This is a genomic window from Aggregatimonas sangjinii (genome assembly GCF_005943945.1).
In the GTDB taxonomy this organism is placed as follows: Bacteria; Bacteroidota; Bacteroidia; order Flavobacteriales; family Flavobacteriaceae; genus Pelagihabitans; species Pelagihabitans sangjinii.
In genome coordinates this window covers 1085829-1101017 of sequence record NZ_CP040710.1, presented here as the reverse complement: position 1 = coordinate 1101017, position 15189 = coordinate 1085829, and the positions used below count along the sequence as shown (strand labels likewise).

The window sequence follows — 15189 nt, the reverse complement described above, 5'->3', positions numbered from 1 at the left end:
GCACAGATGAACCCTTTATAAAACAAGATGTTATGAAACGAAGAGAATTAATAAAAACAGGTGGTCTAGCACTTATGGGGCTAGGAACGGGAACAGCAGTTAATGCGATGGCAAGTACTAATGAGAATAAGCTTCCTATCACAAAAAGATTTGAAAATAAGGTAGTGGTAGTGACCGGTGCCACTTCTGGAATCGGAAAGGCTACCGCGATAGCTTTTGCATTAGAAGGCGCAAAAGTTGCATTTCTAGGGCGAAGGGAAAAATTAGGCAAAGAAGTAGAAACCCAAATCCGAAATGCTGGTGGTGAAGCCACTTTTGTTCAGACTGATATTAGAAATGAGGAAGAAGTTATAAGATTTTTTCAGCTCGTAAAAGAGAAATATGGAAATGTACATATCGCCTTCAACAATGCAGGAATCGTCTTTGGATTGGATAATTTAAAAGGGAATAAACCCATTGCAGAAATAAAAACGGAAGCATTTGACGATGTTTGGAAAACCAACACGCGAGGCACATTTATCAGTATGAAAAATGAGATTCCGCAAATGCTGGCAAATGAGGCTTGGGGAAGGTATGGACTCAAAGGGGTAATCATAAATAACTCAAGTGTATCTGCTCACGGTGGTTTTGCTGGTATTTCACCATATTCCGTGAGCAAACACGGCGTAAGTGGCCTTACTAAAGGTGGCGCCTTGGATTATGGAAAAAATGGGATAAGAGTCGTGGCAATTTCACCAGGCGGTGTAGATACACCTATGCGAAGGGCCGCCATAGAAGCGCAAGGCGCAAATCCGGATGAAGCCCAAGCACCAAATATTCAACACAGAACAAATACGGTAGAAGAAATGGCAGACATTGTACTATTTCTAGCATCTGCAGATGCGCCGTCTTCCATTCAAGGGATAGATTTAGATGTAACAATGGGTATGCTTACAGGACCCTTTGCGCCACCAAAACTTCAATAATCAATTCAGGATGATGATTTTGTCACCGTCTTCTTAATTTTATAACTATGAAGAATCATAAAATAGCTCTGGTAACCGGCGCAAACCGAGGTATCGGCTTTGCAGTTGCCAAGGAATTGCTCAAAAAAGACGTTACGGTTATCGTAACCAGCCGTTCGGAAGATGATGGAATCGAAGCGGTAAAAAAGCTTTCTGAATATGGAAAGGTGATTTACCATCAGCTCGATGTGACGGATAAAGCGAGCATAAATAGTTGCTACGCTTTCGCGAAAGCGGAATTCGGAAAACTCGATATCCTCATTAACAATGCAGGTATTAATTATGATACTCACCAAAACATTGAAAATGCCAATCTAGATGAAGTCCTTGCCACATTCAAAACAAATGCAATAGCACCTCTGCAAATGACGCAGACCTTTCTTCCGTTACTCAGAAATAGCGATAGGGCAAGCATTGTCAATGTATCCAGTGGTTCGGGCGCATTGGCCAGCCAAGATGGTAGTACGCCAGGATATAGTTTATCCAAATTAGGATTGAACGGAATCACACTCGCCCTTGCGAATCAATTAAAAAACGATGGGATTCTCGTAAACTCAGTCTGTCCTGGTTGGGTACGTACCGATATGGGTGGCGGTAATGCGGATAGATCTCCTGAAAAAGGTGCGGAAACCATAGTGTGGACAGCTTTATTGAAAGATGGTATTATGACAGGTAAATTTTTTAGGGATAAACAGGTTCTTGAATGGTAAAAAAATCCAGTTTTAAGGTACTGGATAAACCTTTTGGCTTTAAGCCATTTCATACACTTCTTCGAATAGCTTTTTGTCCAATCGTTCTTGCTGGCCAAAGCTCTTTTTCAAAGTATTATGCAAAACCGAATTAAAGGCATTGTAACCTAACCAAAGATTCGGTTCTTCATTGAGCAACAAGGCTTCGTAGTTCAATATCTCAATGACTTCACGAGACTTTTTTGAGGGGTCACTGTTCTTATCGCTACATTCATATCTGAAGAGTTTAGTCTTATCGAGGATTGCTTTTACAAACTCTTTTGTGTCGATGATTTTAAATTCTTTCATCTTATCAAATTTCTTGATTATAGTATAGAATTCATTGTCTAGAAACTTATCGAAAAGATTACTCAACCTCGGCATAATAAGGTGTGTATTGTTCTTACTGTGCTTGATTGAAAACTCAATTTCGGCTTGAGAAACGTGTAAGCCATTGGAACACAATTTTCTGTAAAACCCGAAGTGGCCAGAGGTCTTTTCGCTTCCATCATAAGAATTTTTGAATCGAAGCATCGGCAATATCAAGTCCTTATCGTTCTTAACCGTAAACTGGCTTTTGTCGTCTATGATAAAGTCTGTAATGAACGACCTGTCATTCTTGTTAATGGTGCGTTTATGGAAGTTCAATTGTGCATCGGTTAGCATTTCTTCAGCTTTCTTGAAGAACAGTTGATTAGGAATGTGTCCGTAGCTATTCGAGACCACATTTACGATTTTTCCATTTGAGATGATGGCATTTTCAAGCCCTCTTCGGGATTCCATCTGTGTCAGACTTTTTAAGGATTTCATTTCTGATGAAACGAAGATTTCATCCTGCTGTAAATTTTGTAAATACATAATTTTTGAATTTTAGATTAAACGTTTTGCAATAGGACAGAGTAGTACATTGGATACTTTTCCCTTTAGTAAGCCAAGTGACTTTCTGCACCTTCAATGTTGTAATTTTCGCTACTCGATTGATAGTGTTTCTCTAAATTTTGTAGTGGAATTTTGGTACTTCTTGATACTCGTTTCATAATGTTGAAATTTTAGTTAAACAATGTTTGAGCAGTACCCAAACGGAAGCTAAAATCTCAGCTCAAAAGGAAACGGAATAAATGAGTAGTGGAAGAAGCGTTGGCTTTATGCCGTAGTCTTTTGATGGGTGTATTTTACGAGTTTACCTTTGCGACTACTATTGATTGATTATTTTTTCTACCTAACCACTGATTTTGCATCAACAATTATCTAAAAAAAAAAAGAAGAGCCAGCACGAATGCCAGCCCTTCTTCTCAACAACAAAAACTACTCTTTCAGCGCCTTGACTTTCTTTTCAAGAACTGCTATTCGTTCTTTCAACCGTTCTTCACGCTTATTTCTTATTTCAGCATATTCTTTTTCAATAATGATAATTTTGGATTTATAATAGCCTTGCATTGCGTTATAAAATGAAATATTCGTCAAGCTATTTGTATGATTGTTTTCGACAAAATGCACCTGCTTTGTTAGGATATACCTTATCAGCTTATGAAAGATTTCTTTTTTGAAATTCTTCTTGAAATTTTCTACAACTTCTACATCTGTCATCTTGGATGTATTACCCAAAAGCTTTGAAAAGAATCGTTGTCTTCCAACATAATCCACATTATTTTCATAGAGCGTTAAAGAGAATGCAATCATTTCAACTGTGGATAGTGTCTTCTTGGTATCGATGTAGTCGGTCTCACGAATCATCTTAACTACCTCTTCAAACTGCTTGTTGTTCTCAATGTGCTTTTTACGGATTTCTCTTTGTTTAACCTTTACTATTTGTTCTTCGGGCGTGCAATCTGCCATTTTTCTGTTGGACACTGGTGTTGAATATTCAGCTGATTTATCTTCTGATTTTTCAATCACCTTTAGAAACACTTCCTTGTTTTGGTAAGTGTCTGGATGAAAGACGATACCGACCACGAATCCATTTTCTTTGGCTGAATTGTATGCTTCCAATTCTTTATTATAGCCCTCTGTCGCTTCCTCAAGTTCGCCATTCAACTCATCCTCGGAATAGTCGTAATGTTGGTATTCTTTCTTGATGGCCTCTATTGTTGGCATAATTGGATTTTCGATGATTTCAACATCATCCAGCAGATAGACCTTCAAGCCATTTTTTTTCAATTTTGAAATAACGAGCTGATTGTTCTCGTCATCTACCCAATACTTTCTAATTTCAGGAATCAGTAGAACATTTTCTTTCTTGGATTTCTCGATAAGATTCAGGAACGACTGGCTTTTCTTCGTTTCAAAACAAGCTGATTTTGTGCAGACCATTTTACCCTCACCAAATAGATTTCCCTGATTTACAGCATTGAAAGGACATTCTACGCACGAACCTGCTTTCGGAACCAACTTCTTATCAGTTACATCAAAAGATACTTTTTCCAAGTCGTAGGTTTGGTCCTTAATCATTCTGTTGATTTGATGGGCACTAAAATCTTCGCCCATAGTTTCCAACATCATCTGCTGTTCCTCTGGCTCAAAAAGCGCTACACCAACACCTAACGAAATCGTCATTTCACCATTGCGAACGTATCGCTTAAAACCATCTATCAACCCAGCTAGTTTTAGACGCTGTCTAATAAAGTTGTCGGTTCTGCCTAATCGTTTTGCGATATCAGCCGGTTCATATTTTTCACTTAAATACGCAATCGCCTCAGCTTCTTCAGTAGGCTCAACATCCTGTCGTTGTAGATTCTCGATAATTTGAATCTCTAAGACTTCATTGTTCTCATAATCTCTGACGATACACGGTATCCTTTTCTTATTTGCCATTTTGCTTGCGCGAAATCTTCTCTCGCCCATTACGATAACGAAATCTTTTCCAGATTTTCTTACCGTTATCGGTTGCAGTACACCGTGTTCTTGGATACTTTGAGAAAGATGTTCTAGATGCTTTTCATCAAACGTTTTTCTAGGCTGTTCTGGGTCAGGCTTAATCTTTCCAATGTCCAGATTTAGGATTTCAAGTCCTACAGACTTTCCATTCATTTGTTCTTTAGAAGCAGTAGCAACTTTTGCTTTACTTCTTTTTCTTGTGGTACTCGTTTTTGTTGTCATAATACTCAAATTTTTGATTAAACAATATTTGAGCAGAAACCAAACGGAAGATAAAATCTTGGCTCAAAAGGAAACGGAATAAATGGGTAGGGGAAGAAGCGTCGGCTTTATGCCGTAGTCTTTTGATGGAAGTATTTTACGAGTTTATATTTCGGTAATATTGTATGATAAAAACTTCCTTTTAGAATACAAGAGGTCTCTATATCGTAGCACAAAAGAGTCTTCCTATTTAATTCACGAATGGGAAGACTCTTTTCCAGAAAAGAATTAATTAGTGTTGCCCAGAACTTTTCAGACTGCTGTTCATGGCATCACATTTTTGACATAAATCTATTTTACGGATGATTTTCTTTTCTCCAGATGGATATCACTATCATTTAACTTACTTCTGAGCGCGATCATATCCAACGAAACTTTTGTCTCCATGACCCTAGCGTAAATCTGGGTTGTTGAGATTTTTGTGTGCCCTAACATTTTCGAAACTGTTTCAATAGGGACCCCGTTGGATAGTGTTACCGTGGTGGCAAATGTATGTCGCGCGGAATGAAAGGTCAGGTTTTTCTCGACCCCTAAGGCTTTACAAATATCCTTAAGATAGAGATTCACTTTCTGGTTCGAAAATACCGGTAATAGCTTTCCATTGTTTTTGATAGGATATTCGACATATGTCTCTAAAATCTTCGATGCCTCATCCAATAAGGGTACTTTTACAGGTTGTTCGTTTTTCTCTCGCCGGGTAAAAATCCAGTAGGCACCATCTATTCCCTACTAACATTATCCGCCTTAAGGCCTTTAACATCGGAATAAGACAGGCCGGTGTAACAAGAAAACACAAAAATATCTTTGACCGTTTGCAATTTTTTTTCTTTAAGCTCACTATTTTCAAAAATTTTCAATTCTTGCTTTGAAAGAAATGCCTTTTCGTACTTATTGAATTTAAGCTTAAAACGATCAAAAGGATTTTTATCCAACCACTCCAAATCCATGGCCAGATTCATTAATTTTCGAAGACGTTCCAAATGTTTCATAACCCCGTTATTGTTCAATGGGTTCCTATTTTGCAATGAAGGCCCCTTACGGAGATATTGCTCGAAATCGATTATGAAACTATAGGTAAGATGCTTTAGGTAAACATCGTTGGTTTTCTTTTTTCGAACTAGAAAACGTTTGAGGTATCTCTCGGTGGTAAAATAGTTTTTTAGGGTCCCGGCCTTTAATACCCCGATCATATTTTCGTTGTGATAGGTGACCAATTCCAGTAAAGATTTGTGTCTTTCATCCTGCCCGATAAACCTTGCCTTAATAGATTTAGCCGTAACTAACTCAAAATCAGAAGAAAGCTGCTTATGACATCTTAGCAATTTAGCGTAGACTTGGTCGAGATAGGTGTTCAAAGCCTTGCCATCTGCGGTTCTTGCAGTAGTTCTCTTTGCTTTGGTATCCCAATAGGTAACCGAAGTTTGTCGTTGTAAGCTGATTTCTGCTCTTTTACCGTCTACGGTTATGCGCGCATAAATTGGTGCAAAACCATCTTTTTGTTTGGCCAGACTTAGCCAAAAATGAATACTAAAAGTCGTTGAAGTTCGCATATACTCTCGCTTTAGGTGAATAATCGATTTGTTTTACGAAAGTCAAATCGAAGCGAAAGTCAAACGCTATGTAGTTACAATGTAGTCAAAATAATCGGTTAGAAACAGGTAACCGAATAGGTAACTTTTGTTCTGTTATTAAAGCCAATCTTATGATTTCAAGAAAAATGAAAATCCTTGATTATCATAAGATTAGCTATTTTTTGGTATCATATGACACCCTTTTTGTCGGGGTGGCAGGATTCGAACCTGCGACCTCCGCGTCCCAAACGCGGCGCGATAACCGGGCTACGCTACACCCCGAATGTGGTTATCTTAAAATATGTCTCTCAAAAATATGCCTCTCAACAGACTCTTGCGGAGAGACAGGGATTCGAACCCTGGGTACACTTTTGGTGTACGACGATTTAGCAAACCGTTCCTTTCGGCCACTCAGGCACCTCTCCTTAATTTTATGATGAACTTCGCCCGAAAGCGGTTGCAAATGTACATTTTTACAACGCTATAAAGCAACTATTTTTAATTTTTTTTATACTTAAAACAGTCTGGATAAAAGCAATTGGGCAAGGTCATGCCTATTAACTAAATCACAGCTTGTTGAAAGTGTATCATTCTGGATATTCAACCCGTAAATGATAGATATTGGTCAGTTTTTGCTTAAATATCTTTTTAATGGCCTCTATTTCCTTAAAAGTAATATCCGCATTTAAAAACTGGTCGGCCGCCATTTGCCCAGCTACAATTTTATCCACAAACTCATCTATAATCAAAAAAGTCGGATTCTTTAAACTTTTCGAAGCCGCCTCGACGGAGTCGGCCATCATGAGAATCGCTGTTTCCTTTGAAAAAGGAATGGGTCCGGGGTAGGTAAAATCCTTCTTGTTGGCAGACCCCAATTCTTCTTGCTTTTTGTAGAAGTAATACACCAAAGTCGTTCCGTGGTGACATCTGATAAAATCGATTACCCTATCGGGAAGATTATTCTTTCTGGCGATTTCGATGCCTTCGATGACGTGTCCTATAATTATCTTGGCACTATCAATTGGTGAGATGTCGTCATGTGGGTTAACATTGGTAATCTGATTTTCTATAAAATAGGTCGGGTTGTTTATTTTACCAATATCATGATACAAGGCCCCTACCCTAACCAACATGGCATTGGCTCCTACCTCGTTGGCCGCGGCCTCTGCCAAATTTGCAACTTGTAAGGAATGATGAAAGGTGCCTGGCGCCTTATTCGACAAGGCTTTTAACAACTTTGAATTGGTATCCGAAAGCTCTAGTAACGAAACATCCGAAACAAGGCCGAAAATCTTCTCATAGGCATAGATCAAAGGTTGGGCGAACAGCGTGATCATTCCGTTCAATATGAACAATGCCAAGGTTGCCCAAAGAATATTGTCCAGATTTCCTTCATGAATGATATGGAAAGCCAAATAACCAACTACATAAATAAGCGTTATCTGCCCTACCGAAATAAAGAGGTTCGCCCTCTTATACAGCTCCGAAACCGTAAGGATGGTGACAATACCCGCAATAATCTGTAAGAAGATGTACTCGAAACTGTTGGGCACCACAAAACCTAAAATCAGAACAGTAAGTACGTGAACAAAAAGACCAAGGCGCGCGTCAAAAAATGTCTTTAAAATCAAAGGGAGTATACAAAGGGGAACCACGAAAATATAGGACTCATCGTATTTTACCACCAAGGTGGTAACGAACACCATAAGTAGAATGTTGAAAAAGATAAAAGTTACCTTCACATTGTTCTCGTAAACTAAGGGACGGTATTTCTTAATAAAGAGAAAGAGCATGATCAATACCAAAGCCACTAGAACCGTATACCCAAAAAGTATAAAATAGTAGTTGCTCGCCGACCAAAGCTCGGACTCGTATTCCTGCTTTAGCGACCGCAGTATTTTTAGGTTTTCAGATTCAACCACTTCGCCCCTGGCGATTATCAGTTTTCCCTCATCTACAGTGCCTCGCGTATTCGATACTTTTGAAAGTTTGTCTCGTAACACTTTATCTGATAGCGATTTATCAAAACGTACATTGGCTCGCAATATGGTGTTGAATAATTCTTGATAGGATTTCGAAAAACTTCGTAGACCTTTCTTACGTAATATGCCATTGATTGTTTTATTGAGGTCATTTTGTAAATAAAGCTTTCCGAAAGTGGTGCGAAAAGCTTCGTTATTCTTGACCAGATATATGGGTTCAACCGCATCTTTTACACTATCCCCTTGAAGGATACCGAAGGTGTACAACGTATCTAAAATTTCTTTTCCGGTTGTGGAAAGTGTCGCTAGTTGCTGTGCGCTGTACGAATCTCGGGGAAAAACCTCCACAAATTTCTCTTCGAATTGAGAATACACGCTAGATGCTACGCCCTCATCGAATACGTAATAATTGGTCTTATCCTTAGATAATGCGGCTTTCTCAGTTGAAAGTTCCTCAGCGGTCTTTCGAATCGAAAAGTCAAAAGGAGCATAAAGGTTTTCGTACTGCCAAGGTTTCCCCTTCTGGAATTCATACTTGAACTGCCCACCTCTAGGAAAAAAGAACACGATACAGAATAGGCAAGCAACATATAAGAAGTACTTATAGATAAGGGATTGATTTTTAAAAATGGAATCCAAGAATTTCCGCATGAAGCTTGTATCTACCGTCAAAAATAGAAAATTATACCATCATAAAGGCTTTAGTACCCACCAGTCTACTATTTCCTCTTTATTTTCTTAATTTCGCAAAATTAAAGTTATTCGTTATGAAAGAGGTTGTTATAGTTTCCGCTGTTCGAACGCCGATCGGTAGTTTTATGGGTGCACTTTCTACCGTTCCTGCCCCTAAATTGGGTGCAATTGCGATAAAAGGTGCCTTAGCCAAAATCAACTTAGATCCCAATTTGGTCGAAGAGGTGCTTATGGGCAATGTTGTTCAGGCCGGTACGGGTCAGGCCCCGGCTAGACAAGCTGCCATTTTTGCGGGAATACCGAATACCGTACCATGTACCACAATCAATAAGGTATGCGCCTCGGGAATGAAGACGGTCATGCAGGCGGCACAAGCCATTGCCCTGGGGGATGCCTCTATCATAGTTGCCGGCGGGATGGAGAATATGAGCCTCATTCCACATTATGCCTATCTGCGAAAAGGCCAGAAGTTCGGCCCGACACCAATGATCGATGGAATGCAAAAAGATGGTTTGGTCGATGTGTACGATCAGAATGCCATGGGTGTTTGTGCCGATGCTTGTGCTGTGGAGCATAATTTCAGTCGTGAAGACCAAGATAATTTTGCCATTCAATCCTATTCAAGGTCCGCTGCGGCATGGAAAAATGGAAATTTCGCCAATGAGGTAGTTCCGGTCGAAGTGCCCCAACGCAGAGGAGAGGCGTTAGTCGTCTCAGCGGATGAAGAATACAAGAATGTAATCTTAGAAAAAATACCCACCTTAAGAGCGGCATTTTCTAAAGACGGTACGGTAACCGCAGCGAATGCCTCTACCATCAATGACGGTGCTGCTGCATTAGTGCTAATGAGCGCAGAAAAAGCAAAGGAATTAAAGCTAACACCGTTAGCAACCGTAAAGGGATATGCCGATGCGGCACAGGAACCTAAGTGGTTTACTACTGCACCCGCTAAGGCGCTACCGAAAGCGTTGCACAAAGCCGGTGTTTCCAGTGAGGAGGTAGACTACTTCGAGTTCAATGAGGCCTTTTCAGTAGTTGGTTTGGCGAATATGAAACTCTTGGGTCTTGACGATTCAAACGTAAATGTGAACGGTGGTGCGGTATCTTTAGGGCATCCACTAGGTTGTTCCGGGGCAAGAATATTGGTCACCCTGATTCATATCCTTGAACAAAGAAATGCCAAAATCGGGGCGGCGGCCATCTGCAACGGCGGCGGCGGCGCTTCTGCACTCATCCTCGAACGTAACTAAATACGCTACGAAATAGAAATGCAATACGGTATCTGTCACCTAAGCCTCGTTCCAGTGCGCATTGCCGCAGACTCGCATTCGGAAATGATAACGCAACTCCTATATGGGGAGCATTTTAAGGTTATTGAAAAACGCAAATACTTTAGTAAAATCAGAAAAAGCTTCGATGCTACCGAAGGCTGGGTAAATGACCTGCAGTTCTGTTTTATCAATGAAAAACGGTACGATGAGATTCATTTGGCCGAAAAGCGATACAGCACCGATTTGGTTTCCTTTATAGAAACGGAAAAGGGCGTTTTGATTCCGACACTGATGGGTTCCTCTGTCGGAAACTGTACTTTCCTAAGACATACTTTCGATGGGAAGGCTACGGCTCAAGATAAAGACAAGGATAACCTTATCCCGTTTTCGCTGTACTATTTAGATGCCCCTTTCCTTTCGGGTGGCCTAACCCCTTTTGGATTAGACAGCGCAGGTTTTACACAAATGGTCTACAAAATAAGCGGTTATGCCCTCTCGAGAACCCCAGCGCAACAAGCTTCTCAAGGAGAAGCGCTCAGCTTTATAGAAGAAAGCGAACCGGGCGACTTGGCCTTTTTTGATAATGCGGATGGTGAAATCGACCATGTAGGCATCATCATGGAGGACAATTATATTATTCATGTTTTCGGTAAAGTACGAGTTGATCGTTTGGATCATACGGGTATCTTTAATATCGAGACGAGCAACTATACCCACCAGCTTCGGGTCATCAAAAAAATCATATAATCGGACTTTGATTTGTATGGAATAAAAAAATCCCCGATGCGGCCACATCGGGGATTTTTAGTGTTTCGTTGCACGAAATAATTACTCGCCCAACAATTTCTTTATTCGCATAAAGTTTTCATTGTCTCCCATGGCGCCATAAATATTCTTCAGTTGCGATAAAATCGCTTGATTGTCAGGAGTTACTTTCAACGCGTCCTCTAGAATACCCGCTCCTTTCGCGAAAAGATCGTCTTTCTTTTGCTTCAATTCATCGTAGCGTTCGCTATCCTTTCTCGAGGTTCCCAAGGTATTCATTTCATCAATAAGTCCGTTTCCTTCATTGATGTACGTAGTGGAGAGGTTCAATTGGGCATTGGTGTAATTAGGATCAATTTCCAAGGCCTTGGTGTAGGCCGCCCTTGCACCTTCCAAATCTCCTTGCTCCATATTAATAACGCCAATATTGTAATGAATATCCGCATTGTCCGGTGCCATTTCGGTTGCCTTTTCCATTAGGGTCTTAAAGGTTTCCTTATCGCCCATTGTGAAATGAAGATTCGCCTCGTTCAGTAGCAGATTTACATCGTTTGGGTCGGACTCCCTCGCCACTTTGTAGGCCTCCAAGGCTTTTTCATTTTGTCCCAATTGCTGATAGATCATTGCGGTATTCTTAACAATTTCCGCCTTTTTGGAAGGCGATTTGTCGTCTATAGGATCTTTGTAGGTACCTGCCTTGACCATCAGATCCCTTTGGGCTTTCCCCATAGCTTCAACCTCACCGGTTTCAACGTTGGTCGCTTTGTACTCAACACCACTACCATCATATCCTACCTCGGTCAGTTCGTTGTAATACTTGAGTGCCTCCTCGTAATTTCCCCCACTCACGGCATAATTGGCAGCATAGTACAAATACACCGTATCTATCGGGCTAATGGTATACCCTTTGTACAGCTTCTCCGCGGCTTCTTTGTATTTTTTCTCCTTTTCATCGCTAACGGCCCCATTGATCAAATCGTTTTTGATATTGGTCAATCCGGCTTGGGCTTCGGCCGTATATTTGTTCTTACCGCTTTGCTCCTCGATGGAAACTACTTTTTGATACGAAGCCGCGGCCTCGTCAATAGCCGACATATCACCTTTCTTAGCCATTTCGGCGTTTACTTGACCATTTATGAAGTGATACTGTGCTTGCAGCTTGGCATCGGCGGCATCAATGCTCGCAGAAGTACTTTCCAATGCTGTTTTCGCGGCGGCATAATCGCCGCTCTTCACCGCTTTTTCGGCAGATTTGATTTCACTCTTCTGTGCCATACCAAGTGTTGAAAAACACATGGCGGCAAGTATTAAAAATTTAGTTTTCATCTTTTTTTGAATTAAAATTAGTGTGTGATTATTATTATTCTTCCGAGTCATCCGGACGTTCACTTCCATCCGTACCCTCTTTGGTTGTATCCGTTCCCTCAATATCAATACCCGTGCCATTTTCGGTGTGGACCTCGATGTCTTTGATATCGACTTCCTCCAAACTGTCTTCATCCTTCATCACTTTGGCTACCGCTGCTATTGAGTCGTTACCCTTGATATTGATAACCTTTACACCTTGGGTGGCCCGTCCCATTACGCGCAGGTCCTCGACACTCATACGTATGGCAATTCCCGATTTATTGATGATCATCAAATCGTCCGAATCGGAAACATTTTTAATTGCCACCAGACTTCCGGTCTTGTCGGTTACCGAAATAGTTTTGACCCCTTTACCGCCCCTGTTGGTTATGCGGTAATCTTCTATACTGGAACGCTTTCCGTATCCGTTTTCGGATACCACAAGAATATCGTCCTCAAAATTGTGAACCGATACCATCCCGACCACTTCATCATTATCATCGGCCAAGGTAATCCCACGTACACCGGAAGCGTTACGACCCATTGGCCTGGTCTTGCTTTCCTCGAATCTGATAGCTTTTCCGGATTTCAAGCCTAAGAAAATCTGGCTGGTACCCGTAGTCAATTTTGCTTCTAGCAATTCGTCGCCTTCACGCACGCCAATGGCATTGATACCGTTTTGGCGCGGTCTGGAATATTGCTCCAAGGATGTTTTCTTCACCACACCCTTCTTGGTCGCCATAATTACGTAATGACTGTTCACGTATTCTTCATCCTTCAAATCCTGGGTGCAAATAAAGGCCTTGACCATATCGTCTTTTTCGATATTGATCAAGTTTTGAATTGCACGACCTTTAGAGGTTTTACTTCCTTCCGGGATTTCGTAAACCCGCATCCAGAAACACTTCCCTTTTTGGGTAAAGAACAACATATATTGATGGTTGGTGCCCACAAAAAGGTGTTCTAGGAAATCTTCCGTTCTTGTAGAAGAAGCCTTTTGACCGACACCGCCCCTATTCTGTATTTTATATTCGGATAAGGGTGTTCTTTTGATATACCCCGCATGTGAGATAGTCAATACCACCTGTTCATCGGGAATCATATCCTCTATACTCAAATCGCCACCCGCAAAGTTTATTTCCGATCGTCTTTCATCGCCGTACTTTTCCTTTATTTCCAGAAGTTCATCCTTGATGATCTGCATTCTACGATCCTTGCGTTCCAAGATATCCTTTAAATCGGCAATGGTCTTAATGATTTCGTCATATTCGGCGCGTAGCTTATCCTGTTCTAGACCGGTCAGCTGACGTAATCTCATTTCAACAATGGCCTTCGCCTGAATTTCGGAAAGCTTGAATCTTTCGATTAGGTTCTCCCTTGCCTCGTCGGCATTCGAAGAGGCACGAATGATTTTGATGACCTCGTCTATATTGTCCGAGGCGATAATCAGACCCTCTAAGATGTGCGCCCGATCTTCGGCCTTCTTCAGTTCATATTTGGTACGCCGAACGACTACCTCATGCCTGTGCTCGACAAAGTAGTGAATCATCTCTTTAACGTTCAACAACTGCGGTCGGCCCTTGACCAATGCAATATTGTTTACGCTAAAAGAAGTTTGTAGCGCCGTGTATTTATAAAGGGTGTTCAGAACGATATTGGGTATGGCATCGCGCTTCAATATGTAAACGATACGCATTCCCTTTCTGTCGGATTCATCGCGAATACTTGAAATACCGTCTATTTTCTTTTCATTGACCAGGTCGGCGGTCTTTTTTATCATATCCGCCTTGTTCACCTGATACGGAATCTCGGTAACAACGATACATTCCCTGCCCTGAACCTCTTCAAAAGTAGCTTTCGCTCGCATGACTACACGTCCCCTTCCGGTATGAAAGGCTTCTTTAACGCCATCATACCCGTAGATAATCCCTCCTGTGGGAAAATCAGGTGCTTTAATATGTGTGATTAGCTCGTCTATCTCAATATCGTTATTATCGATATAGGCCACCGTGCCGTCAACAACTTCCGATAAATTGTGTGGTGGCATGTTCGTAGCCATACCTACGGCGATACCGGATGCGCCATTCACTAAAAGATTGGGAACCCTTGCCGGCAATACAGTCGGTTCCTCCAAAGAATCGTCAAAATTCAATTGATGGTCTACCGTATCCTTATCGATATCGGCCAACATGTCATCTGCTATCTTACGCATTCGCGCCTCGGTATAACGCATCGCCGCAGGACTGTCACCATCTACGGACCCGAAATTACCTTGCCCATCTACGAGCATATACCTTAAACTCCATTCCTGCGCCATACGCACCATAGAGTCGTAAACTGAGGTGTCGCCATGTGGGTGGTACTTACCCAAAACCTCCCCAACGATACGGGCAGATTTTTTATGGGCACTGCTGGAGCGAACCCCTAATTCGTACATCCCGTAGAGCACCCTTCTGTGAACGGGTTTCAAACCATCACGTACGTCGGGCAATGCACGTGACACTATGACCGACATCGAATAGTCGATGTAGGCGGATTTCATTTCATCTTCTATGTTAATCGGGATCAATTTTTCTCCTTCGGCCATCTGAAATTCTCAAGTATTTATTATAGTTAAAAAAGTAGCCCAATATACTTAAAATGATAACTTTCATGGCACATATGAATTGTTTTCTTCAACAATTTATCAACAC

The 15189-nt window shown here is 41.2% G+C and carries 11 protein-coding genes and 2 tRNA genes; 4 read left to right on the top strand and 9 right to left on the bottom strand.

Annotated features, from left to right (window positions below; translation table 11 throughout):
- The first annotated feature begins 32 nt into the window (after nucleotides 1-32).
- Nucleotides 33-965, top strand: a complete 933-nt coding sequence (locus tag FGM00_RS04605) for an SDR family NAD(P)-dependent oxidoreductase (protein WP_236262911.1) — start codon at nucleotides 33-35, stop codon at nucleotides 963-965.
- A gap of 47 nt (nucleotides 966-1012) precedes the next feature.
- The gene (locus FGM00_RS04600; protein WP_138851775.1) at nucleotides 1013-1714 is read left to right on the top strand and encodes an SDR family oxidoreductase; all 702 of its coding nucleotides are present in this window, start codon (nucleotides 1013-1015) and stop codon (nucleotides 1712-1714) included.
- A gap of 39 nt (nucleotides 1715-1753) precedes the next feature.
- On the opposite strand, the gene FGM00_RS04595 is transcribed toward FGM00_RS04600, so the two are convergent.
- The 7 genes from FGM00_RS04595 to FGM00_RS04570 all read right to left on the bottom strand — a co-directional run bounded on the left by FGM00_RS04595 (nucleotide 1754) and on the right by FGM00_RS04570 (nucleotide 9071).
- Nucleotides 1754-2590, bottom strand: a complete 837-nt coding sequence (locus tag FGM00_RS04595) for a DUF932 domain-containing protein (protein WP_138851774.1) — start codon at nucleotides 2588-2590, stop codon at nucleotides 1754-1756.
- Nucleotides 2591-3037: 447 nt separating this feature from the next.
- The gene (locus FGM00_RS04590; RefSeq protein ID WP_138851773.1) at nucleotides 3038-4828 is read right to left on the bottom strand and encodes a ParB/RepB/Spo0J family partition protein; all 1791 of its coding nucleotides are present in this window, start codon (nucleotides 4826-4828) and stop codon (nucleotides 3038-3040) included.
- 330 nt (nucleotides 4829-5158) lie between these two features.
- Complete coding sequence (locus FGM00_RS20070; RefSeq protein WP_317130258.1) at nucleotides 5159-5524, bottom strand: site-specific integrase; 366 nt, start codon at nucleotides 5522-5524, stop codon at nucleotides 5159-5161.
- A gap of 62 nt (nucleotides 5525-5586) precedes the next feature.
- Entirely contained in the window at nucleotides 5587-6417 is an 831-nt protein-coding gene (locus FGM00_RS04585) for a site-specific integrase (RefSeq protein ID WP_317130257.1), read from the bottom strand.
- 228 nt (nucleotides 6418-6645) lie between these two features.
- Nucleotides 6646-6720 (bottom strand) — tRNA-Pro (locus FGM00_RS04580).
- Nucleotides 6721-6775: 55 nt separating this feature from the next.
- Nucleotides 6776-6863 (bottom strand) — tRNA-Ser (locus FGM00_RS04575).
- A gap of 162 nt (nucleotides 6864-7025) precedes the next feature.
- Nucleotides 7026-9071 carry an HD family phosphohydrolase gene (locus tag FGM00_RS04570; RefSeq protein WP_138851772.1) on the bottom strand — a complete coding sequence of 682 codons (2046 nt, stop codon included), beginning with the start codon at nucleotides 9069-9071 and terminating at the stop codon, nucleotides 7026-7028.
- 116 nt (nucleotides 9072-9187) lie between these two features.
- Between FGM00_RS04570 and FGM00_RS04565 the strand changes: the two genes are divergently transcribed.
- Complete coding sequence (locus FGM00_RS04565) at nucleotides 9188-10363, top strand: acetyl-CoA C-acyltransferase (RefSeq protein WP_138851771.1); 1176 nt, start codon at nucleotides 9188-9190, stop codon at nucleotides 10361-10363.
- Between the two features lie 18 nt (nucleotides 10364-10381).
- Nucleotides 10382-11131, top strand: a complete 750-nt coding sequence (locus tag FGM00_RS04560) for a C40 family peptidase (RefSeq protein WP_138851770.1) — start codon at nucleotides 10382-10384, stop codon at nucleotides 11129-11131.
- 81 nt (nucleotides 11132-11212) lie between these two features.
- Here the strand turns inward: FGM00_RS04560 and FGM00_RS04555 are convergent, their stop codons facing one another.
- Nucleotides 11213-12475: a tetratricopeptide repeat protein gene (locus tag FGM00_RS04555; RefSeq protein WP_138851769.1), complete on the bottom strand. Its 1263-nt coding sequence runs from the start codon at nucleotides 12473-12475 to the stop codon at nucleotides 11213-11215.
- A 34-nt stretch (nucleotides 12476-12509) separates the two neighbouring features.
- A complete protein-coding gene (gene gyrA, locus FGM00_RS04550; protein ID WP_138851768.1) occupies nucleotides 12510-15083 on the bottom strand; it encodes a DNA gyrase subunit A in 2574 nt (857 codons plus the stop codon).
- Nucleotides 15084-15189 lie beyond the last annotated feature (106 nt).